Origin of the sequence: Pseudomonas quebecensis, assembly GCF_026410085.1 — a bacterium.
GTDB classification, from domain to species: Bacteria; Pseudomonadota; Gammaproteobacteria; order Pseudomonadales; family Pseudomonadaceae; genus Aquipseudomonas; species Aquipseudomonas quebecensis.
In genome coordinates this window covers 3,517,752-3,539,195 of record NZ_CP112866.1, presented here as the reverse complement: position 1 = coordinate 3,539,195, position 21,444 = coordinate 3,517,752, and the positions used below count along the sequence as shown (strand labels likewise).

Sequence of the window (21,444 nt, the reverse complement as noted above, 5' to 3'; positions counted from 1 at the left end):
CGTTAACATGAGTGGCAACTTCCTCGCCCTGGCGCAGCCGGGCGTGCAACAACTGTCGCCTTACGTTCCGGGCAAACCGGTGGACGAGCTGGCGCGTGAGTTGAATCTGGACCCGGCGAGCATCGTCAAGCTGGCCAGTAACGAGAACCCCCTGGGCCCGAGCCCGAAGGTACTGGCGGCGATTCGTGAAGAACTGGCCGAGCTGACCCGCTATCCGGATGGCAACGGCTTCGCGCTCAAGTCCCTGTTGGCGGAACAATGCCGGGTGGAACTGAACCAGGTGACCCTGGGCAATGGCTCCAATGACATTCTGGAGTTGGTCGGCCGCGCTTACCTGGCGCCCGGCTTGAACGCAGTGTTCAGCGAGCACGCATTTGCGGTCTACCCGATCGTGACCCAGGCTGTCGGCGCCGATGCGCGCGTCATTCCAGCCAAGGACTGGGGGCATGACCTGCCGGCCATGCTGGCGGCTATCGATGCGCAGACCCGCGTGGTCTTCATCGCGAATCCGAACAACCCGACCGGCACCTGGTTCGGTGCCGAGGCCTTGAATGACTTCCTGCAGGACGTGCCCGAGCATGTGCTGGTGGTGCTGGACGAGGCCTACATCGAGTACGCCGAAGGCAGCGACCTGCCGGATGGCCTGGATTTCCTCGCCGCGTATCCGAACCTGCTGGTGTCGCGTACGTTTTCCAAGGCCTATGGCCTGGCGTCGCTGCGGGTGGGCTATGGCTTGTCGAGCGCGGTGGTCGCCGATGTGCTTAACCGGGTGCGCCAACCGTTCAACGTCAACAGCCTGGCCCTGGCCGCGGCCTGTGCGGCGGTCAAGGATGTCGACTACCTGGAGGAAAGCCGTCGCCTCAACGAGCGTGGTATGCAGCAGTTGCAGGACGGCTTCCGTGAGTTGGGCCTGGGTTGGATCCCGTCCAAGGGTAATTTCATTTGCGTCGACCTCGGCCAGGTAGCCGCGCCGGTATTCCAGGGGTTGCTGCGCGAAGGCGTGATCGTGCGCCCGGTGGCCAATTACGGCATGCCGAACCACCTGCGAGTCACCATCGGTCTGCCGGCTGAAAACAGCCGCTTCCTGGAGGCGCTGGCCAAGGTTCTGGCTCGTGGTTGATGTCACTGCATTGCAACCTGTTGTGCCTATGATCGGTCGCCTGGTGGTGGTCGGCCTGGGGTTGATCGGTGGTTCATTCGCCAAGGGCCTGCGTGAAAGCGGGCTATGCGGCGAGGTGGTAGGCGTCGATCTGGACCCGCAATCGCGCCAGTTGGCGGTTGAGCTGGGCGTAGTGGATCGCTGCGAAGCCGACCTGGCGCTGGCGTGCCAGGGGGCCGATGTGATTCAGCTGGCCGTACCGATCCTGGCCATGGAGAAGTTACTCGCGGTGCTGGCGCGGATGGACCTTGGGCAAGCGATTCTTACCGATGTCGGCAGTGCCAAGGGCAACGTGGTGCGCGCGGCGCAACTGGCCTTTGGCGGCATGCCGGCGCGCTTTGTGCCTGGGCATCCGATTGCCGGCTCCGAGCAGAGCGGGGTCGAGGCGTCGAATGCGCAGTTGTTCCGCCGCCACAAAGTCATCCTCACGCCGCTTGAGCAAACCGATCCGGCGGCTCTGGCAATGGTGGATCGTTTGTGGCGCGAGCTGGGGGCGGATGTCGAGCATATGCAGGTCGAACGCCACGACGAAGTGCTGGCGGCGACCAGTCATCTGCCGCACCTGCTCGCGTTTGGTCTGGTGGATTCGCTGGCCAAGCGCAACGAGAACCTTGAGATTTTTCGTTATGCCGCCGGTGGTTTCCGCGATTTCACGCGCATTGCCGGCAGCGACCCGGTGATGTGGCACGACATCTTCCTGGCTAATCGCGAGGCGGTGTTGCGCACGCTCGACACCTTCCGCAGCGACCTCGACGCCTTACGCGACGCGGTGGATGCCGGGGACGGCCATCAATTATTGGGGGTGTTCACTCGTGCGCGGGTGGCGCGTGAACATTTCAGCAAGATCCTGGCTCGCCGGGCCTATATGGAAACCGCTGTGGACGCCCAAGCGCTGACGTTTCTCGCCAACCCGGGTGGCCGCTTGAACGGTCGCATCCGGGTGCCGGGCGACAAGTCGATCTCCCATCGGTCGATCATGCTGGGCTCGTTGGCTGAGGGCGTAACCGAGATCGAAGGTTTCCTGGAGGGCGAAGATGCCCTGGCGACCTTGCAGGCGTTTCGCGACATGGGGGTGGTGATCGAGGGGCCGCACCATGGTCGCGTGACCATCCATGGTGTGGGCCTGCATGGCTTGAAGCCTGCACCCGGGCCGATTTATCTGGGTAACTCCGGTACGTCCACGCGGCTGCTCTGTGGGTTGCTGGCCGCGCAACGCTTCGACAGCGTGTTGACCGGCGATGCGTCGCTGTCCAAGCGCCCGATGAACCGCGTGGCCGAGCCGCTGCGGGCGATGGGCGCGCTGATCGAGACCGGCCCGCAAGGTCGCCCACCGTTGACCATCCGTGGCGGCCAGCCATTGAAGGGCTTGACCTACACGCTGCCGATGGCCAGTGCCCAGGTTAAATCCAGCCTGCTGCTGGCCGGTCTGTATGCCGACGGCAGGACTGCGGTGACTGAGCCCGCGCCGACCCGCGATCATACCGAACGCATGCTGCGTGGTTTTGGTTATCCGGTGACGGTGGAGGGCGCGACGGCGTCGGTCGAGTCCGGCCATGCGTTGGCGGCGACCTCGATTGAAGTGCCGGGGGATATCTCTTCGGCGGCGTTCTTTCTGGTGGCTGCTTCGATTGCCGAGGGTTCGGAGTTGGTGCTGGAGCACGTTGGTATCAATCCGACGCGGACTGGGGTGATCGATATCCTGCGGTTGATGGGCGCGGATATCCGCGTGGAAAACCTGCGCGAAGTAGGCGCGGAGCCGGTTGCCGATCTGCGGGTACGCGCTGCGGCGTTGAAAGGTATCGAGATTCCCGAGGCTTTGGTGCCGTTGGCGATCGATGAGTTTCCGGTGTTATTTATCGCAGCTGCGTGTGCTGCGGGGCGCACTGTGTTGCGCGGTGCCCAGGAGCTGCGTGTGAAGGAGTCCGATCGCATCCAGGTCATGGCCGACGGTCTGGCGGCGCTGGGTGTGAAGTGTGAAGCCACCCCGGATGGGCTTATCATTGACGGTGGCCCGATGGCCGGTGGTGAGGTTCATGCCCATGGCGACCACCGCATCGCGATGGCCTTCAGTGTGGCTGCTCTAAGGGCGGCGGCGCCGATTCGTATCCATGACTGCGCCAATGTTGCTACGTCTTTTCCGAATTTTCTTACACTGTGTGCCCAAGTCGGCATCCGTGTTGCCCAAGAGGCTCAATTGTGAATATCAAAGCACCGGTGATAACCATCGACGGGCCAAGCGGTTCGGGTAAAGGCACGATCGCCGGCATCCTGGCCAAGCGCCTCGGCTGGGGCCTGCTGGATTCCGGCGCGCTGTATCGTCTGCTGGCATTTGCTGCGCGCAATCATGGCGTCGATTTGACCAACGAGGAATCCCTGAAACTGCTGGCGGCGCACCTTGATGTGCAGTTCGTCGGGGCGACGGAAGGCCATCCCCAGCGCATCATCCTCGAAGGCGATGATGTGACGGACGACCTGCGTAACGAACAGGTAGGCTCCTTGGCCTCCCAGGTTGCCGCGCTGCCGGCGGTGCGTGACGCGTTGCTGCAGCGTCAGCGGGCTTTCCAGGAAGCGCCGGGGCTGGTGGCCGACGGCCGCGACATGGGCACCGTGGTGTTTCCCGACGCGCCGCTGAAGATTTTCCTGACGGCCAGCGCCGAGGAACGGGCGCGCCGCCGCTACTTGCAGTTGAAGGGAAAAGTCGATGGTGTTAGTCTGTCGAGTCTGCTAGATGAGATCCGTGCACGCGATGAGCGTGATACCCAGCGCGCAGTAGCCCCGCTCAAACCGGCGGCTGATGCCATCCAGCTGGATTCCACGGAGTTGTCCATCGATCAGGTGCTGGAACGCATCATGAGCGAGATCGCCATTCGCGACATCGCCGGGTGACCAAGAAGGCTGCAGGGGACCAGTCATAGTCCTGTGGTGCTTCTTTTAATTGAAACTGACCCACACCGTCTGGGGTGTGGAGATGGGCGTATTCTTCGCCCTTATCAACAGGAATTAAAATGAGCGAAAGCTTTGCGGAACTCTTTGAAGAAAGCCTAAAAACCCTGAACCTTCAGGCAGGCTCCATCATCACCGGTGTTATCGTTGATATCGATTACCAAGCTCGCTGGGTAACCGTTCACGCTGGTCTGAAGTCTGAAGCTCTGATCCCGCTGGAACAGTTCTACAACGATGCTGGTGATCTGACAATCAATGTCGGTGACGAAGTTCACGTTGCTCTGGACTCGGTTGAAGACGGTTTCGGTGAAACCAAGCTGTCCCGTGAAAAAGCCAAGCGCGCTGAATGCTGGATTGTTCTCGAAGCAGCCTTCGCAGCTGAAGAAGTGGTCAAGGGCGTTATCAACGGTAAGGTTAAAGGCGGCTTCACTGTCGACGTTAACGGCATCCGTGCGTTCCTGCCAGGTTCTTTGGTCGACGTTCGTCCAGTGCGCGACACCACGCACCTGGAAGGCAAAGAACTCGAATTCAAGGTCATCAAGCTCGACCAGAAGCGCAACAACGTTGTCGTTTCCCGTCGCAGCGTCCTGGAAGCAGAGAACTCCGCCGAGCGTGAAGCTCTGCTGGAATCCCTGCAGGAAGGCCAACAAGTCAAAGGTATCGTCAAAAACCTCACCGATTACGGCGCATTCGTCGATCTGGGTGGCGTCGATGGCCTGCTGCACATTACCGACATGGCTTGGAAGCGTATCAAGCATCCTTCCGAAATCGTCAACGTTGGCGACGAGATCGATGTCAAGGTTCTGAAGTACGATCGTGAGCGCAACCGCGTTTCCCTGGGCTTGAAGCAGCTGGGCGAAGATCCATGGGTTGCTATCAAAGCACGTTACCCAGAAGGCACTCGCGTGACCGCGCGTGTTACCAACCTGACCGACTACGGCTGCTTCGCTGAGCTGGAAGAAGGCGTGGAAGGCCTGGTACACGTTTCCGAAATGGACTGGACCAACAAGAACATCCACCCTTCGAAAGTCGTACAAGTCGGCGACGAAGTGGAAGTTATGGTTCTGGACATCGACGAAGAGCGTCGTCGTATCTCCCTGGGCATCAAGCAGTGCAAATCCAACCCATGGGAAGATTTCTCCGGCCAGTTCAACAAGGGCGATAAAATCTCCGGCACCATCAAGTCGATCACCGATTTCGGTATCTTCATTGGTCTGGACGGCGGCATCGACGGCCTGGTTCACCTGTCCGACATCTCCTGGAACGAAGTGGGCGAAGAAGCTGTTCGTCGTTTCAAGAAGGGCGACGAGCTGGACACCGTTATCCTGTCGGTTGACCCAGAGCGCGAGCGCATCTCCCTGGGTATCAAGCAACTGGAAAGCGATCCGTTCTCCGAGTACGTTCAAGAGAACGACAAAGGCGCAATCGTTAAGGGCACTGTGAAAGAAGTTGACGCTAAAGGCGCCATCATCACTCTGGCCGACGATATCGAAGCGACTCTGAAAGCCTCCGAAATCAGCCGTGACCGCGTTGAAGACGCGCGCAACGTACTGAAAGAGGGCCAGGAAGTAGAAGCCAAGATCATCAGCGTTGACCGCAAGAGCCGCGTAATCCAACTCTCCATCAAGTCGAAAGACGAAGTTGAAGAGAAAGAAGCTATCCAGAGCCTGAAAGAAGCTCCGGCAGCTGCAACTGGCGAGACCACCATGGCCTCCCTGCTGCGCGAAGCAATGGCTAAGCAGAACTAAGTTCTGTAAAAGCTGTAGGAAAAGGGCGACTTCGGTCGCCCTTTTTTGTGCCTGAAATTTGTTGAATCAACAACTTAGAACCAGCGCGTTCAGCTCAGTGTCGGAAGTGACTATAGTCTTCAGAAAGGCTTCACCAACGCTGTTGTTTCAATAAGGATTCGGATGAACAGGCTTATCGTAGTGCTCGCCCTGGTAATGCTGGCAGGGTGCGCAAGCACCAGTGCAAAAACTTATGTGAAGCGCGGCGTCAGCGGTGTAGAGATCGACTGCTCGGGCTTAGGCAACAAGTGGGGGAAGTGCGAGAAGCGCGCTGCACGCGAGTGCAAGATGCAGGGCTACAAGGTCATCACGCGCTCCAGCGACGCCACGGATGAAGAGGGCGACTACTTGTTCGGATGGAACCCGGCAGGAGCCGTCACACGCAAGATGCTCGTAATCTGCAAATAGCCTGAGGAGCTTTGTTCGTCAGTGTTTATTCAGTCGTATATTAGTTTATGCACGGGCTGTTCAAATTCATCAAGTCATGCTAAAACCTTTGAAGCGCTTTTCCTAGCTGCTTGAAAAAGAAGGGAAAAATATGACGAAGTCGGAGTTGATCGAACGAATTGTCACCCATCAAGGGCTGCTCTCATCCAAGGATGTGGAGCTGGCTATCAAGACCATGCTTGAGCAAATGTCCCAATGCCTTGCCACCGGAGATCGCATCGAAATCCGCGGCTTCGGCAGTTTCTCCCTGCACTACCGCGCACCGCGAGTAGGCCGTAACCCAAAAACCGGCCAATCCGTCAGCCTCGACGGAAAGTTCGTTCCCCACTTCAAGCCGGGCAAGGAATTGCGCGACCGGGTGAACGAAGAAGAGGAAGAGGGCGTCTGAGTGTTTTTGGGGTAGGAGAAGGTTATGCGTGGGGTTAAGCGCGTTTTTGCAGTGTTCATTGTGCTGGTTATTGCGTTTGGGGTTTTGGCGTTCGCACTGGAAAACCAACAAAAAACGGCGTTGTCGTTTGTCGGGTGGGCTACGCCATCCCTGCCTGTCTCGTTGTTTATAGTAGTGGCTTTGATCATAGGTCTGTTAGTGGGGCCTGCGCTTTTTTTTGCTCAGCGGGTTAAAAAACAGTCGGCGAATAAGGCATAAAGTTTAGTATCTGGCCATTTTGGTTTGGCCTTGATCGAAGGGGCTCTTCATTGCGCAGGGTTGCTCACCGCAATTTCGCTTAGCCGTGGTGTCGCTGATCGCTTGGCCTTCAGCGCTCCCAACGGGCTCATCCGTTCGTCGGAAAACCTACTGCATCGGTTATCAATTTGATCGATAGCCTCTCTCAAAAACCTCACGGCATCTCATATTTGCGCGCATCGGAAAGCTCCCTACGCGCGTGAGGAAATGTCCTGCATACTTGTCAAGGCTTGTAATGTAAGCGATAGATGGCAAAATGCGGGCATTCTCGATAACAGGCATTTTTGTGTGTTCCTGACCTAGCAGCGACGCCGGGTTTTGAGCGGTATTAACATAATTATAAATAAACACAGCAAATCGTCTGCATAACGAGCCCGCAGTTTCTCCTTGAAGGCAGGTTTTTGTTGTGAGTAGTAATTTCCGTGCGCCCTCGGTGCCCTCGTCCGACGACATCGACCTCGTCGCGCTCTTTCAATCCGTTATGCACCAGAAAAAACTCATCGCGCTATTTGCCGCAGGCGCTGTGCTGGTGGCGGCCATTTACGCCTTTTCGGCTACCCCTGAGTATCAGGTCAGTAGTGTCTTGCGCCCCGCCGCTATTAACGAGTTGGATGCACTGAATCGGTCTGAGCTTTATAGGCTGTCTTCCCGTGAGGCGCTTTTGAAAGTGGGCGCTGCGCTGGAGTCGTACGAGACGAGGTTGGGGTTTTTTCGTGAGAATCAACAGCTCTTCAAGAGCTTTGTTCGTCCAGGGCGCAGCCTTGAGCAGAGTTTCGAGGCGTTCAATCAAAACTCGATCAAGCTCATTTTGCCCGATGCCAAGACGTCTGACTCCATAAGCACTTTCATCAGGCTGGAGATGAATTATCCCCAAGGCGTTGATGGCGTTACAATACTTAACAATTTTGTCGGCTATGCTATCGCGTCTGAGCGAAAGCAAATCGCGGCTGACTTGAATGTCATCATACAAAATAGTCTCAATGAGCTATCTGTTAAGCTAGACGCCGCACGGGCTAATTATTTAAATAGCAAGGAAGCTAGGATCGCTTCTTTGCAAGAAGTAGACAGCCTTCGACGCGCTAAATTGACGGACGAACTGAAAGCACTCCGTGAGCAACTGAAAATTCAACGCGCTGACCGGATCTCTCAATTAAATGAGGCGATAGGCATTGCCAAGTCATTAGGTATAGAAAAACCCTCCTCGCCGACATCGTTGGGCGAGTCGCGCCGTGAAAGCGGTAGCATCATGCGAACAGAAATAAACAATCAACAAATCCCGCTCTATTTTATGGGGGTTGAAGCGCTTCAAGCTGAACGCACGGCGTTGCAGGCACGTAAGTCAGATGACTTTACCGAAGGGCGTATCGCTCAAATTGCCAAAGAGCTGCAGTTGCTCAAGGCCAACCGTGAGGTTGAGGTGCTGGGGCAGCGTAAAAATGAAGATATTTTTCTTGCGGGTGTAGAGCCGTTGCGTGCTGAAGTCGTAAGGTTGAAGCTTTTCAATACAAATATGGATGAGCTGAAGCTCGTCGTCGTAGATCAGCAGGCTCTACAGCCGCTGCGACCGATCAAACCGAAAAAAATGCTGATCATCCTGATCGGCTTGCTTGCGGGGCTCGCGCTGGGAGGGGCAGTTGCCGTCGCGCGCAGTTTGCTGCGTCGCCGTCCGAGTTTTTTTAGCTCTGAACAGGTTCTCACGGAGGATAAATCTACTCCGGCGCTGGTAAGCAAGCTTTAGGTAGCCTTGAGCATTTCATCCTCGATTGCGCGTCGTAGCGTGAACGAATTTTCAGATGACTAATCGGGTAATCTCTTCCATGCGAGATCTTCATATTTCGGTACTGATGCTGTTGCAGGAGCCCTGACTGTGAAGGGGTAATAAATGCCAATTTTCGGGCGTCTTGCTCAAGTTTGCTTTATGGGTCGTTGAGGTTTTTATGACGGTTTGCCAGAGCTGAGGGTTTTGATACGGTAACCCGAGAGCGGCAGGAAAAATTCTTCCAGTTTGCGTCGTGATGAGTTGAGAAATGGAGTTGTATCGGATGGGTTTTACGTTGAAGCCAATTATCTCTTCAGGGGCCCCTGAATCTGCGCGTACGCTATTTTGGGAGGTTTTTTTTGCTTCCAGAGGGCGAGGTATCGATTTGGTTACCCATTTTCCGTGGCTGGCGGATGATGAAAATGTGTCTTGCATTGAATTCATAAACCCTGAAGAACAGAACGAAACGCTCGCCGCTCTGGTCGTAAGGTATCTGGATATAGGTTCAGGCAATTCCATCGGTCTGATAGGGCTTGTGTGTGTCGCTGAACAGTGGCGCGGAAAAGGTCTGGCTTCACGTTTAATGTCCCGCGCTATCGAGTTTGCCGAGCGCGAAAATTTGGGCGCATTGGTGCTCTGGACGCAAAAACCCGAGGTTTACGTCAGTCAAGGGTTTGTCATCGATCAGGAAGATCGCTTTGGTTCTGTTGAATGCGTTATCGAACATAGTGTCAAGGTGGATTACGCGACAAACGATTGGCCTGATTCAACCCGTCTTTTGACGCGCGGGCTGCCGCCTTTCGCGATTCGCGGTCAAGTGATTTCAAATGAAAACGCCCGAATTATTGTATTGGCTTCAAACAGCGGACTCACCGTCGCAGAGTGGGAAGGGGACAGTAGAGATGTCGTCGACCTGATGATGGCTTCCATGCCCGCAAGGTGGTCTCTTAATAGTGCTCAAGATGACCCCTTGCTAGCTGAATTGGAAAAAAGCGGAGTGGCGCTTAATTTGCAGTCTGCTGCCGTTAGAATGGTTAAATATTTAAGCGGCCGCACGGCGGTTGAGCTTCCGAACATCAAATTTCTTGATCGGGTCTGAAAAATGTCCAACACAACTCCACCGCTACCTCTCGTGAAAGTCGCAATGCCTCCACGCGATATTCTGCTCCCTGCGTTGGAGTCGGTACTCTACAGTGGCATGATTTCTGAAGGGGAGCATGTCTATCGTTTTGAACAAGTATTTGCTGAAACCTTCAAACTGCAAAATGTGTTGGCAACCAGCAGCGGCACTGCAGCCCTTCACCTGTCGATGCTGTTGGCAGGCGTGGGCGCCGGTGATGAAGTCATCACGACTTCCATGACGGCCGAGCCGACCAATACGACTATTTTGCAAATGGGCGCGACGCCGGTATTTGCCGATGTTGAGCGCAAAACAGGTAATCTTTGCCCTGACGCTGTAAAAGCTGCAGTAACCGAAAAGACCAAGGCCATCTGTGTCGTACATTACGCCGGTTACCCTGCACGCCTCAAAGAACTCAGAGATATTGCGGACTGGCACAATATCTCTCTGATTGAAGATTGCGCCCATGCATTGGGTGCTGAGTATGGCGGCGAGCCTGTCGGCTCGATGGCCGACTACGCGATTTATTCATTCCAAGCAATTAAACACATGACCACCGTCGATGGTGGGATGCTGGTAATGAAAGACCCGGCCCAGATGGCGGAGGCGCGGAAGCTGCGCTGGTTTGGTTTGGCGAAAGGCGTGCCTCGTACCGAAGTCGATATTACGACCGCAGGTTACAAATACAATATGCACAACGTCGCTGCTGTGATTGGATTAAAGCAGCTGGAGGGCATATCGCCATTGTTGAAAAAACACCACGATAACGGGCGTTATTTTGATCAAGCGTTAACCGGGATAACCGGTATTGCGCCGGCGACCGTAGAAGCACAGGCCACACCGGCCTACTGGCTGTACACGCTATTGGCAGATGACTCGGACGACGTTGAGAAATTATTAGCCGCGAATGGCGTGATGGCGTCAAAACTTCATAGGCCCAACCACTTTCACTCCGTATTTAAACCGTTTGCCGGCGCAATGCCAGGCTTGGACGAGTTTTACAAGCGCCTGGTGCATATTCCATGTGGGTGGTGGGTGTCCGATGACGACCGCGAGCGGATCGTCCATGTACTCAAACGTGGTTGAGCGGAGCCTAGTTGATGTCTGAAGTTATCCCCCTATATGGCGTCGTCAGTCTGCCTGAGATGGAGGCTGTAGCGCTGGACATATTGCGCTCCGGCAGGATCGCTGGAGGAGAGTGGGTAACAAAGTTTGAGGAAGGCCTGAAACAAATCATCGGGCTGCCGCATGTTGTATCGACGGTCGATATGACCAGTGCGTTATTCCTTGCTTTGCATCTGGCGGGCGTCCAGGAAGGCGATGAGGTGTTGACCACTCCCTTTGCATGCCTTTCAACCAACTCGGCCATTGCACAACACAAGGCGCTGCCCGTTTGGGTTGATGTGAGCCCTGGCACAGTGTCGATGGACCTTGCAGACCTTAAATCGAAAATCAGTAAAAAAACTAAAGCGGTGATCTTGTATCACGTTGCCGGTTATCCTGGGCCTGCGAAAGAGATCAGCGAATTATGCAAGAAGCACAATATCGCGTTGATTGAAGACTGCGACAACGCCCTGCTTGCCGAGCAAGAAGCTGTGCCAGTCGGTTCATATGGGGATTTTGCGATTTACTCGTTTTACCCGAATCGACAAATCAACACCACGGAGGGCGGTGCTTTGGCCTGCCGTAGTGAATCAATGGCTATCAAAGCGCGTCAGTTAAGGCGATTTGGTATTGACTTCACGACCTTCAGAAGCAAAAGCGGTGAAATCAGCCCCGCATCGGATATACCCGAGATTGGTTGGGGGATGACTATGAATAACTTGTGTTCAGCGCTGGGCTGCGCGCAAATTCCGACGCTGCATGCCAGGCATGAGCGCACGACCAGGAATGTGCGAACCTTGCGCGCGTTGCTGGAGGACGTAGAAGGTCTAACACCCGTTCCGGTGCCGCAGTTTAGTAAACCTGCGTACTGGGTGTTCTTGGTATTTGTCGATAACCGAGAGCACGTACTCAGTGAGTTAAAAAGCAAGGGGGTAATGGCTTCCATCGTGCACCAGCGCAATGACACCTACAGTGGCTTCAAAGCGGATGCTAGTGCGTTGCCTAATACAGATTATTTGCAGGGCAGTGTGATCGGCGTGCCATGCGGTTGGTGGCTTAACGATGTTGATGTCATGCATGTCGCAAGCGCGTTGAAAGAAGCCGTCTGCGTTAAAGTCACCAGTAAAGTCGACAGCGGCGCATGAAGTTGCGCGTGCCTGCGATTGGGCGAATGTTAATGCTTTACGCGGGCAGGTCTTCCAGCTTGCTGGTGGCCTTCCTTTTTTTACCCTGGTATAGCCGGTTATTGGGCAGCGCGCAGTTTGGCGTCGTGGCAGTCATTCTGTCGCTTCAAGCACTTTTGGTGATGATGGACTTGGGCATGTCGACCCTGACCGGGAGGGAGGTTTCCGTTGCCTCCGACGACAGTCGCTCTCTGCGCACTTTGCTACAGACGGCCGAGCTAAGTCTTTCGGGTTTTTACGCCATTCTATTAGGCGTCGCAGTGGCACTTAAACTCGCCTTTTTTGGCGATTCGGCCTCCTGGCTGGTGGTGATCGGTGCGGTGGTGTTGTTTTGGCTGCTCGTTATGCAAAACCTCTATTACTGCACTTTGATAGCGTGGCGAAAATACACACTGGGCAGTGGTATACAGATCGTAGGCGTCGCCGTTCGCGCGGGTGTAACAGCCGCCGCGCTGATGTATATAGCCGCTACGCTTGAAGTGTTTATTATCACTCAGTTGCTTATCACAGCCGTGCACTGGTGGTGTTCACGGTTTGCTGTAATGAGGCGAGTCTCCGCTCACGTTACGGCGGGTGTTGAAGAAAAACGGCCGACACTTAAGGACGCTATAGCACTGACCAGGACCGGTGGCGCGCTGGTTTTATTTTCCGCCGCGGGCGCCGCGGTAACTCAGCTGGACAAGCCTATAATCTCCATATTCGCCTCTGCCAGCAGTGTAACGCCCTACTATTTGGCCAGCTTGTTGTGTATGACGCCGATTTCTATTTTGGCAGGCCCAGTCAGTCAGTATTTTCAGCCGATACTGTTGCGCGAGGCGGCGCAGGGGAGGCTGGGTCAAGCACACAAGACAGTGAAGCGATTTGTCCTGTCCGTTTTTTTCGTCACGGCTTTGCCCACCTTCATTCTGTGGTGGTTCCGCGCTCCCATTATCCAGCTATGGGTTGGGCCAAGTGAAAGTAACCGCTTGATTGCAAGCTATATCGCGATATTGCTGCCCGGTCTTGCCATTGGCGCGTTTGGGTTTATCCCTTATAGTTTGTTGATTTTTTCCAAGGACTATCGTTTTCAAGCCTCAATGTCTGCATGCCTGACAGCAGTGACTCTGGTGTTGGCTACCGTTGCTGCCGCTGAGAAAAATATCGAAGCCGTCTGCTACGCCTACTCGGCCTACCACATCGCTTCGACTGTGGTTTCGTGGATCAGGGCGTCAAGACTTCCTGAGGTCGGTGCCTACGCAAAAAACGCGGCGCTACTGATGTCGGTGTTGATTTTCACATCTGTCTCGGTGTTTGGCGTTGCGCTATATATATTTATTTAATAGGTGGATTCAACGATGTTTGACAATAAAGTTTTGATGATCACGGGCGGTACCGGCTCGTTTGGTAACACCGTGCTGAACCGGTTTTTGAACACCGATGTTAAAGAAATCATCGTCTTCAGCCGTGATGAAAAAAAACAGGAAGACATGCGGATTGCGTTGAACAATCCTAAAGTCAAGTTTCATATTGGTGATGTCCGAAATTATGAAAGCATCAATCGCGCTATGGCCGGCGTTGATTTTGTTTTTCACGCAGCTGCCTTGAAGCAAGTACCGTCCTGCGAGTTTTACCCAATGGAAGCGGTTCTGACAAACGTCACAGGTACCGAAAACGTCCTGAATGCCGCGATTGATAACAATGTAAAACGTGTTGTACTCCTGAGCACCGATAAAGCCGTGTATCCGATCAACGCCATGGGTATTTCGAAGGCCATGGGTGAGAAGATTCTGATCGCCAAGTCGCGCACCGTTCGCGAAGGCGGCCCTGTCTTTTGCGCAACCCGTTACGGCAACGTGATGGCTTCGCGCGGCTCGGTAATTCCTCTGTTCGTCGATAAAATCAAAGCCGGCGTTCCACTGACAGTTACTGACCCGAACATGACACGCTTTTTGATGAGCCTGGAAGATTCGGTCGATTTGGTACTGCATGCTTTTGAACATGGCGAACAAGGCGATATCTTCGTACAGAAAGCGCCGGCCAGCACCATCGGTGACCTGACCGTTGCATTGAAAGAGCTGTTTGCCAGTGAAGCTGTGGTCAATATCATTGGTACACGCCATGGCGAAAAACTGTACGAGTCGTTAGTGTCTCGCGAAGAAATGGCCAAGGCCAAGGACATGGGCAGATACTACCGTATTCCTGCGGATAACCGCGATCTGAACTACGATAAGTTCATTATCGAAGGGCAGCCTGAAGCAAATGCGATTGACGATTACACTTCTCACAATACAGAACTATTGAGCGTAGAGCAGATCAAGCAGTTGCTGCTGACGCTAACCTATATTCAACAGAATATTGGTTGATCAGCATGACCTTATTAAGCGTCATTATACCTACACATAACCGTGCCCAGTACGCAGTGCAATCGATTAGTTCAATTTTAGAGCTGTCGCCCGATATTCAAGTGGTGGTGTGCGACTCCAGCCCTGTTGACGAGATCTCTGGCCACTTCGTGGACAGTTACTCAGCCTCGCGTTTAAAGTTAATCAGGTCGGGCCATGGCATTAGTGTTGTCGATAATTTTAATCTCGGGCTTGATTCTGCGGACGGTGAGTACCTGGTGTTCATCGGGGATGACGACTTTGTTGGCAAAGAGATCGTGCAGGTCGCTGAGTGGGCGCGAGGCAAGAAAATTGATTCTGTGAAATTTAATTTTCCGGCTTTGTATTACTGGGATGACTTTAAGCACTCCACTCAAGGCGATGCTTATTCCGCAACCCTGCACATCACGCCCTTTGACGGCTCGGTGACACCTCATGACTTAAAAGCATCCATGCGCCATGCGCTTGATAATTTTGGGGGGGGAGTTTTTGATATGCCTCGCGCTTATGCCGGGATGATTTCTGCGGAGTTGGCGCGGAGAATCAAGCTGAAGTACGGTCAGGTATTTGGCGGTGTAAGCCCTGATATATACAGCTCTTTTCTTATTGCCAATGAATCGAATGCCTGCGTACTGGTAGATTATCCTGTTATTATACCGGGTGCTTCAGGTATGAGTACTTCTGGGCAAAGCAGTTCAGGTGAGCATTACGGCAAGCTAAGGGAAAACGCTCATATTGCTCCGTTTAAAAATCTGGTATGGGATGAGCGTATCCCGGAATTTTATTCGGTTCCGACGGTGTGGTCCTACTCGCTGTTGAAAGCCGTTGAAAAAGTAGAAGCGTCTGACGGCCTTAATCTACATCCAAATTTTGGCCGGGTGCTGGTAAAGTGCTTCGTTTATTTTCCTCGTTCTTACAAAGAAACGTTTAGTTCTTTTCGAAGAACCGCAGCGTACTATGGTTACGCGAAAGTAATCTATCAAGTGGTTCGCTCGGTGGGGGCGGAGTTTGTGTGGGTTCTGTCACGCATTTCTACAAAGCTGTTTAAGTCAAAAGTGTCACTTGATAGCTCAGTGTTGAAGGGGCTTGATACGACGTACAGCGCGAGTCACGGCTTGCAACTTTTTTTAGCTGATTACCCTGCAAAGCTTAGGCTTCCGGTGTGAGCGCGCGTGCAGAGGGTAAGGCGTTAGTTTTGATTTTTATTAAGGTTTGCGCCGTTTGCCGTGAATCAAAATAGCAAGAGGTATATGGTTCGCCGTTAAATTTTTACAGATGGATCTCAATAGTAACGCTTTTAGGTGAATAGGTTTTTAATGGAATTTTATGTTTCGAGTACCTTGTTTTTTGTGATGGCGAGTTTGTTTGGTAGCTACACAAGGTGGCCGCGTACATTCTTTTTCATAGGCCTGCTCCCTATGATTTTGATCGCATTGCTTAGAGGTAACGTCGGTATCGATACGGCCGTCTATTTGCAAGAAATACAACGCATCGCGGAGGCCGGCGAGTATACCCGCACGTTTGAGCCTTTGTTTGAAAAACTGATCCTGTTTTTTTCGAGTTTTTTTGACTCGCCAAGAGCTGTATTGGCCGCATTAGGCGCAATAACGACGGTTTTTTTGGTAATGGGCGCGATTCAAAAAAACCAATCATTGCTGGTTTTTTGCGCCTTTATAATTCCCGTTTATTATTTTGATATGGTGATGAATGGGGTCCGCTATGGACTTTCGTTTGCTATCGTTTTTTGGGCGTTAATTTACTTAAGAGATGGCAAAGAGAAAAGGTTCATCGCTTGGGTAGTGGTGGCCAGCCTGATTCAAAGCTCGGGTGGGCTGCTTGGCCTGATGTTGTATGTTCTGCACAGTCGGCGCTGGAGGGTATTGATTGGTTGCACGGTTCTATTCGCCGTGGGGTTCGTCGGCGCCTACCCGTATTTCATCGCGAAATTTCAGAATTACTCTGAGATTTACACCGCTTCTATCTTTTCGGGTCTGTCTACTTTAATCGTCACTGTTGCGGCGCTCTTAATATGGATGCTTGATCCTGGCACACGCAAAAATACGTTCTCGGCCTGCTGTATTTTGTTAAGTATTGCATGCTTGATGTTCGGTGTTGCGCAAATTTCATACGCAGGCTTAAGGTTTTTGCAGTTAGTCAGTTTCGCGACGTTTCTCTACTTTATCATTTCGATGTCGAGCAATCGTGTCACACTTTCCAACGTGTCTAAAGCAGCACTGTTGGGCGTGGCGGTTATTGCGTTCATTCTAAAAATGAAGAATTTTTCGGACAGCTTTAACGAAGGTCCATCGCCCTTTGTACCATATTTGTTTTTCTGGGAGTGAACCCGATGTCGGAAGCGATGTGCTCAATTATTGTTCCCGTGTTCAATGTGCATGAATTTTTGCAGAGATGCTTGGTAAGTTTAAAGGCTCAGACTTATAAAAATATCGAAATTATAATTGTTGACGACGGCTCCACCGACGGATCTCTGGAGGTCTGCAAAGAATTTTTTGCGCATGACCTAAACGTAAAATTTTTAGAACAGCTCAATAGTGGACAAGGCGTGGCGCGCAATCTGGGTGTGCGCGTCGCCTCGGGGGAGTACATTGTTTTTGTTGACGCAGATGACTGGATTGATAAAGACCTGTGCTTAGACTTAGTTTCGCGCATGACAGAGGAACGGTTGGATTTCATTAGTTTTGGTCTTGACTTTGTCACGCAAGACGAGAAGATTGTGCACGAGATCAGGCGTTTCCGCTTTGAAACACTGTCGGGGGATGCCATCTTCAAAGCGGCAATGTTAGATGATGCGGTTTTATCAAGTCCCGTCAACAAGATGTACCGTCGTTCATTTTTACGAGAGCACTCAATTGAGTTTCCAGCGGTCCGCGCCTGTGAGGACATGTATTTTTCCAGGGCGGTCTCTTTTTTCTCATCGCGTACAGCGTTTGTTTCTAAGGTTTATTACCACGCCTTGATTAGAAATAACAGTACTAGCCGCTCTATTAGTTGGGTATTTTTTAGCTCGCTGATAGAGGTCATTCGATTGGAATCTATCTTTCTTGAAAAAAATGGTGTGGCGCAACAATACTATCATTTATTCCTTGCTCATGTGTCCAAGCAAATTTCTCATGCGTTGGTGCTCGCCGCTTTTCGTATGCCGGTGTATGCGGAGTACAATAGCGTAGCAGTTAAGCTAATGGGGCTGCCTGAGATGAATCTGGCCAATAGCCCAGACGTTCAGGCATTACTTGGAATTAAACACAAGGCGGTGTTGAGACTGGCCACGTATCCGCGGCTGCTGCGTTTAATTGCTAAAAGTTTGAAGCTTATTAACTATTCTCCTTACTAATTTATAGGTTAACTATTGTGCTGAAAGTATATGGTTTTAGAGGGCTTTTGAAGCTGCTCTGTGACGTGATGTATAGCAGGCTATTTTACCCAAGCGCGCGTATTGTGCGACGTCCGTTTTATATGCGTGGTGCGCGGCATGTTGCGATCGGTAAGGGGTTTACTACCGGGGTAAGCTGTAGGATTGACGCTTTCCCCGAAAAGGCTGGCACTTGTATCCATATTGGTAAGGATGTACAAATCAATGATTACGTGCACTTGGGCAGTGTTGAGTCGATCACAATCGGCGACAGGGTATTGATCGCGAGCAAGGTCTTTATCAGTGACCACAACCACGGGGTGTATAAAGGCAGCGAAGCCCATTCCTCGCCTTTTGAGAGCCCTATAGAGCGCAAGCTCGTGTCTGCTCCTATCGTTATTGAAGACGATGTGTGGCTTGGTGAGTTCGTGTGTGTGCTGCCGGGTGTGACTATCGGAAGAGGCAGTATTATCGGTGCCATGTCGGTAGTGACGCGCAGCATTCCGCCAATGTGTATTGCGGTGGGATCGCCTGCTAAGGTGATAAAATCCTATGATATCGTCAGCTCATCGTGGGTGGAGGTATGAGCACATTGAGTACCGCGCCCACCAAGGCGCGCGTGGCAGTATTAATGGCGGCCTATAACGGCACCCAATGGCTGCAAGAGCAGGTTGACTCAATTCTTGGTCAGCAAGGTGTCGACGTTACATTGTTTGTAAGTGTCGATATATCGTCAGATAACACTGAGCAATGGGTGACTTCACTCAGCGAGGCTGACGCACGCGTTATTCCATTGCCCTACGGTCTTAAGTTTGGAGGGGCGGCGAAAAACTTCTTTCGTTTGATTCGTGATGTGGATTTCAATGGTTATGATTATATTTCCTTCGCTGATCAAGACGATATCTGGGTCGCCGACAAACTTGTATCAGCTCATCAAAAGCTTTCCAATCCCGGTGTGTCGGCTTACTCGGGTAACGTCACAGCGTTTTGGCCTGACGGCCGCCAAGTGGTCTTGAATAAGGCGCAAGCACAACAAACGTATGACTTCATTTTTGAGGCTGCAGGCCCAGGCTGTAGTTATGTATTGAAGGTGGCAGAGGCTAGTGCCTTCAAACAGTTTCTTTTGGATAATTGGTCCGCGGCGAATAATGTATCTCTGCATGATTGGTTGATGTACGCTTGGTTTCGTGCCAAGGGCTTGGTGTGGTTTATCGATCCTTGCCCAAAGATACTGTACCGTCAGCACTCTAATAATCAGGTAGGCGCAAATGAGGGTTTAAAAGCGCTTATGGCTCGCCTGTCGTTGATGCGTTCCGGTTGGTACAGAGCTGAGATAGCCAAAATTACCCAGCTGTTGTCGGCAGATCTGCCGCAACTGCCTGCCGAGTTAAAAGCTTCCGGTAAAGTTTCGTTAAGTTTCCTGGTGAAGAACTTCAATTGCACACGGCGTCGACTTCGTGATCGTTTTCTTTTAGCGATCGTGATCATTTTAGGAATTTATTAGTGCGAGGCTACGCTTATGAATAGCATATTTGTGACGGGCGCGTCTGGTTTTGTTGGCCGGGCATTAGTCGAAAGATTAGTCGCCGATAATATTCCCTGTGTGGCGGCGGTACGACGACACGTTGATTCAATTCCTGCGTCTGTGAAAACGGTAAATTTTGACTCGTTGGAAGAATTGGTTGACTGGTCGACGGCGTTGGTTGGCCAAGATGTTGTCGTTCATTGCGCGGCGCGCGTGCATGTGATGAACGATACTGTGATGGACCCGCTTGCCGAATTTCGTAAGGTCAACGTTGACGGCACTCTGCACCTCGCGTCACAAGCTGCGGCGGCAGGCGTTAAGCGGTTTGTGTTTATCAGCTCGATCAAAGTAAACGGCGACGGCACTCTGCCGGGCATCCCTTATAAGGCTGACGATGCGCCTTGCCCCACCGACCCGTATGGCGTGTCGAAGAGGGAAGCCGAAGACGGGCTTCGTGCCCTGGCTGAAAAGACCGGCATGCAGGTCGTCATTATTCGCCCCGTACTGGTATACGGCCCAGGCGTTAAGGCCAATTTCCTAAGCATGATGCGTTGGTTGGACAAGGGCGTTCCTTTACCGTTTGGCGCTATAGGTAACCGCCGCAGTCTGGTCGCGATCAATAACCTGGTTGATCTGATCGTGACGTGTATTGCGCACCCGGCAGCGGCTAATCAAACCTTTTTGGCCAGTGACGGGCAGGATTTATCAACCACGGGCCTGCTGAAAAAAATGGCAAAAGCGTTGAATAAACGTGCTTATCTTCTTCCTGTGCCTGGTTGTATGTTGAAAGTTACTGCCGCGGCGGTCGGAAAAAAGGACCTGTCGCAGCGACTATTGGGTTCGTTGCAGGTCGATATTGCTAAGACCAAGACGGTTCTGCAATGGCAGCCTCCGGTGACGGTTGATGCAGCGCTTAGAGCGACGGCTTTACATTATTTGGAACTTAAAGAACAATGATTTACGGGTCTCTAGCTATCGTCGTTGTCCTGCTGTCGCTCGTGCTGACCGGCGCGTTAAGGCGTTACGCTTTGTCGAGAAGCATTATGGACATCCCCAATGCAAGGAGCTCGCATTCGGTCGCGACCCCGCGCGGTGGAGGCGTGGCCATCGTGCTGGCGTTTCTTTTATGCTTGCCAGTACTCGGGTACTTAAACCTAGTTGGCCTAGAGGTGCTGATTGGCTTGGGGTGTGCGGCCGCGTTAATCGCGATTATCGGGTTTATGGATGATCATGGTCATATCGCGGCACGCTGGCGTCTGCTCGGTCATTTTTGCGCTGCAACGTGGGCGCTTTTTTGGCTCGGTGGGCTTCCGCCGCTTCAGTTAATGGGTGTCAGTGTTGATTTTGGCTGGGTAGGCCACATCTTGGCAGCGTTCTATTTAGTCTGGATGCTGAATTTATATAACTTTATGGATGGCATTGACGGTATAGCCAGTGTCGAAGCTATATTTGCCTGTTTTGGCGCTTGTTTACTGTACTGGTTTGTCGGGCTGCCCCAGCTGATTTGGTTGCCTTTTTTACTAGCTATGTCTGTTATAGGGTTCCTTTTTTGGAACTTCCCCCCCGCGCGAATTTTTATGGGCGACGCTGGCAGCGGTTTTTTGGGCATTGTGCTGGGGATTATCTCTATTCAGGCGGCCTGGACGTCGTCACAGCTCTTTTGGTCTTGGTTGATTCTGGTCGGGGTATTCGTAGTTGATGCGACCTACACCCTAGCTCGTCGCTTAATGCGCGGTGATAAAATTTACGAGGCTCATCGCAGCCATGCCTATCAATACGCTTCTCGGCGTTTCGGGCATCATCGCCCGGTGACGTTGGCTGTGGCTGCGATCAACGTGGCATGGCTTATGCCTTGGGCAATCGCCGCTGCGGTTTATCAGGTCGACGGCCTTGTGTGTCTGTTGCTGGCCTACCTGCCGCTTGTCGCGTTGGCGGTGAAGTTTCATGCGGGTAAGCTTGAAAACGCTTCTTAGCAGCACGGTGATATTTGCAGTCAAAAAT

The 21,444-nt window shown here is 52.7% G+C and carries 20 protein-coding genes; all 20 read left to right on the top strand.

The annotated features are described in order from the left end of the window. The first annotated feature begins 7 nt into the window (after nt 1-7). Nucleotides 8-1,120, top strand: coding sequence for a histidinol-phosphate transaminase (gene hisC / locus OSC50_RS16440; protein ID WP_266248554.1), 1,113 nt, complete (start codon nt 8-10; stop codon nt 1,118-1,120). A 28-nt stretch (nt 1,121-1,148) separates the two neighbouring features. Beyond that, entirely contained in the window at nt 1,149-3,359 is a 2,211-nt protein-coding gene (locus OSC50_RS16435) for a bifunctional prephenate dehydrogenase/3-phosphoshikimate 1-carboxyvinyltransferase (protein ID WP_266249701.1), read from the top strand. After that, nucleotides 3,356-4,045, top strand: a complete 690-nt coding sequence (gene cmk, locus OSC50_RS16430; RefSeq protein ID WP_181078237.1) for a (d)CMP kinase — start codon at nt 3,356-3,358, stop codon at nt 4,043-4,045. Before OSC50_RS16435 ends, cmk begins: the two co-directional genes overlap by 4 nt. A 119-nt stretch (nt 4,046-4,164) precedes the next feature. After that, entirely contained in the window at nt 4,165-5,850 is a 1,686-nt protein-coding gene (gene rpsA / locus OSC50_RS16425; protein WP_124361860.1) for a 30S ribosomal protein S1, read from the top strand. A 162-nt stretch (nt 5,851-6,012) separates the two neighbouring features. Continuing rightward, nucleotides 6,013-6,297, top strand: a complete 285-nt coding sequence (locus tag OSC50_RS16420) for a hypothetical protein (RefSeq protein WP_266248558.1) — start codon at nt 6,013-6,015, stop codon at nt 6,295-6,297. Between the two features lie 130 nt (nt 6,298-6,427). After that, a complete protein-coding gene (gene ihfB, locus OSC50_RS16415; RefSeq protein WP_003189779.1) occupies nt 6,428-6,724 on the top strand; it encodes an integration host factor subunit beta in 297 nt (98 codons plus the stop codon). 24 nt (nt 6,725-6,748) lie between these two features. Further along, entirely contained in the window at nt 6,749-6,982 is a 234-nt protein-coding gene (locus tag OSC50_RS16410) for a lipopolysaccharide assembly protein LapA domain-containing protein (protein ID WP_266248560.1), read from the top strand. A gap of 445 nt (nt 6,983-7,427) precedes the next feature. Continuing rightward, entirely contained in the window at nt 7,428-8,759 is a 1,332-nt protein-coding gene (locus OSC50_RS16405) for a Wzz/FepE/Etk N-terminal domain-containing protein (protein ID WP_266248562.1), read from the top strand. A 304-nt stretch (nt 8,760-9,063) separates the two neighbouring features. After that, nucleotides 9,064-9,879 (top strand): GNAT family N-acetyltransferase, encoded by an 816-nt coding sequence (locus OSC50_RS16400; RefSeq protein ID WP_266248564.1) that lies wholly within the window; start codon nt 9,064-9,066, stop codon nt 9,877-9,879. A 3-nt stretch (nt 9,880-9,882) separates the two neighbouring features. After that, on the top strand, nt 9,883-10,986 hold the full coding sequence (locus OSC50_RS16395) for a DegT/DnrJ/EryC1/StrS family aminotransferase (protein WP_267165221.1): 1,104 nt from the start codon (nt 9,883-9,885) through the stop codon (nt 10,984-10,986). 14 nt (nt 10,987-11,000) lie between these two features. Continuing rightward, complete coding sequence (locus OSC50_RS16390) at nt 11,001-12,149, top strand: DegT/DnrJ/EryC1/StrS family aminotransferase (RefSeq protein WP_266248567.1); 1,149 nt, start codon at nt 11,001-11,003, stop codon at nt 12,147-12,149. Further along, complete coding sequence (locus OSC50_RS16385; RefSeq protein ID WP_266248569.1) at nt 12,146-13,507, top strand: lipopolysaccharide biosynthesis protein; 1,362 nt, start codon at nt 12,146-12,148, stop codon at nt 13,505-13,507. Before OSC50_RS16390 ends, OSC50_RS16385 begins: the two co-directional genes overlap by 4 nt. Nucleotides 13,508-13,522: 15 nt before the next feature. Further along, complete coding sequence (locus tag OSC50_RS16380; RefSeq protein ID WP_266248571.1) at nt 13,523-14,530, top strand: polysaccharide biosynthesis protein; 1,008 nt, start codon at nt 13,523-13,525, stop codon at nt 14,528-14,530. 5 nt (nt 14,531-14,535) lie between these two features. Further along, complete coding sequence (locus OSC50_RS16375; RefSeq protein ID WP_266248573.1) at nt 14,536-15,714, top strand: glycosyltransferase family 2 protein; 1,179 nt, start codon at nt 14,536-14,538, stop codon at nt 15,712-15,714. A 150-nt stretch (nt 15,715-15,864) separates the two neighbouring features. Beyond that, nucleotides 15,865-16,890 (top strand): EpsG family protein, encoded by a 1,026-nt coding sequence (locus OSC50_RS16370; RefSeq protein WP_350355782.1) that lies wholly within the window; start codon nt 15,865-15,867, stop codon nt 16,888-16,890. A gap of 5 nt (nt 16,891-16,895) precedes the next feature. Continuing rightward, nucleotides 16,896-17,900, top strand: a complete 1,005-nt coding sequence (locus OSC50_RS16365; RefSeq protein WP_266248575.1) for a glycosyltransferase — start codon at nt 16,896-16,898, stop codon at nt 17,898-17,900. Between the two features lie 17 nt (nt 17,901-17,917). Next, the gene (locus tag OSC50_RS16360) at nt 17,918-18,505 is read left to right on the top strand and encodes an LbetaH domain-containing protein (protein ID WP_266248576.1); all 588 of its coding nucleotides are present in this window, start codon (nt 17,918-17,920) and stop codon (nt 18,503-18,505) included. After that, nucleotides 18,502-19,422 carry a glycosyltransferase gene (locus tag OSC50_RS16355; protein ID WP_266248578.1) on the top strand — a complete coding sequence of 307 codons (921 nt, stop codon included), beginning with the start codon at nt 18,502-18,504 and terminating at the stop codon, nt 19,420-19,422. Before OSC50_RS16360 ends, OSC50_RS16355 begins: the two co-directional genes overlap by 4 nt. 15 nt (nt 19,423-19,437) lie before the next feature. Beyond that, a complete protein-coding gene (locus tag OSC50_RS16350) occupies nt 19,438-20,400 on the top strand; it encodes a UDP-glucose 4-epimerase family protein (RefSeq protein WP_266248580.1) in 963 nt (320 codons plus the stop codon). Beyond that, complete coding sequence (locus OSC50_RS16345; protein WP_266248582.1) at nt 20,397-21,416, top strand: MraY family glycosyltransferase; 1,020 nt, start codon at nt 20,397-20,399, stop codon at nt 21,414-21,416. The genes OSC50_RS16350 and OSC50_RS16345 overlap by 4 nt, the downstream gene beginning before the upstream one ends. Nucleotides 21,417-21,444 lie beyond the last annotated feature (28 nt).

Coding starts and splice junctions, on each gene's coding strand:
- OSC50_RS16375 (WP_266248573.1), top strand. CDS start 14,536: ATGACCTTATTAAGCGTCATTATACCTACACATAACCGTGCCCAGTAC.
- OSC50_RS16390 (WP_266248567.1), top strand. CDS start 11,001: ATGTCTGAAGTTATCCCCCTATATGGCGTCGTCAGTCTGCCTGAGATG.
- OSC50_RS16420 (WP_266248558.1), top strand. CDS start 6,013: ATGAACAGGCTTATCGTAGTGCTCGCCCTGGTAATGCTGGCAGGGTGC.
- OSC50_RS16400 (WP_266248564.1), top strand. CDS start 9,064: ATGGGTTTTACGTTGAAGCCAATTATCTCTTCAGGGGCCCCTGAATCT.
- OSC50_RS16345 (WP_266248582.1), top strand. CDS start 20,397: ATGATTTACGGGTCTCTAGCTATCGTCGTTGTCCTGCTGTCGCTCGTG.
- OSC50_RS16370 (WP_350355782.1), top strand. CDS start 15,865: ATGGAATTTTATGTTTCGAGTACCTTGTTTTTTGTGATGGCGAGTTTG.
- OSC50_RS16355 (WP_266248578.1), top strand. CDS start 18,502: ATGAGCACATTGAGTACCGCGCCCACCAAGGCGCGCGTGGCAGTATTA.
- OSC50_RS16365 (WP_266248575.1), top strand. CDS start 16,896: ATGTCGGAAGCGATGTGCTCAATTATTGTTCCCGTGTTCAATGTGCAT.
- OSC50_RS16395 (WP_267165221.1), top strand. CDS start 9,883: ATGTCCAACACAACTCCACCGCTACCTCTCGTGAAAGTCGCAATGCCT.
- OSC50_RS16410 (WP_266248560.1), top strand. CDS start 6,749: ATGCGTGGGGTTAAGCGCGTTTTTGCAGTGTTCATTGTGCTGGTTATT.
- OSC50_RS16380 (WP_266248571.1), top strand. CDS start 13,523: ATGTTTGACAATAAAGTTTTGATGATCACGGGCGGTACCGGCTCGTTT.
- hisC (WP_266248554.1), top strand. CDS start 8: ATGAGTGGCAACTTCCTCGCCCTGGCGCAGCCGGGCGTGCAACAACTG.
- ihfB (WP_003189779.1), top strand. CDS start 6,428: ATGACGAAGTCGGAGTTGATCGAACGAATTGTCACCCATCAAGGGCTG.
- OSC50_RS16350 (WP_266248580.1), top strand. CDS start 19,438: ATGAATAGCATATTTGTGACGGGCGCGTCTGGTTTTGTTGGCCGGGCA.
- rpsA (WP_124361860.1), top strand. CDS start 4,165: ATGAGCGAAAGCTTTGCGGAACTCTTTGAAGAAAGCCTAAAAACCCTG.
- OSC50_RS16385 (WP_266248569.1), top strand. CDS start 12,146: ATGAAGTTGCGCGTGCCTGCGATTGGGCGAATGTTAATGCTTTACGCG.
- OSC50_RS16435 (WP_266249701.1), top strand. CDS start 1,149: ATGATCGGTCGCCTGGTGGTGGTCGGCCTGGGGTTGATCGGTGGTTCA.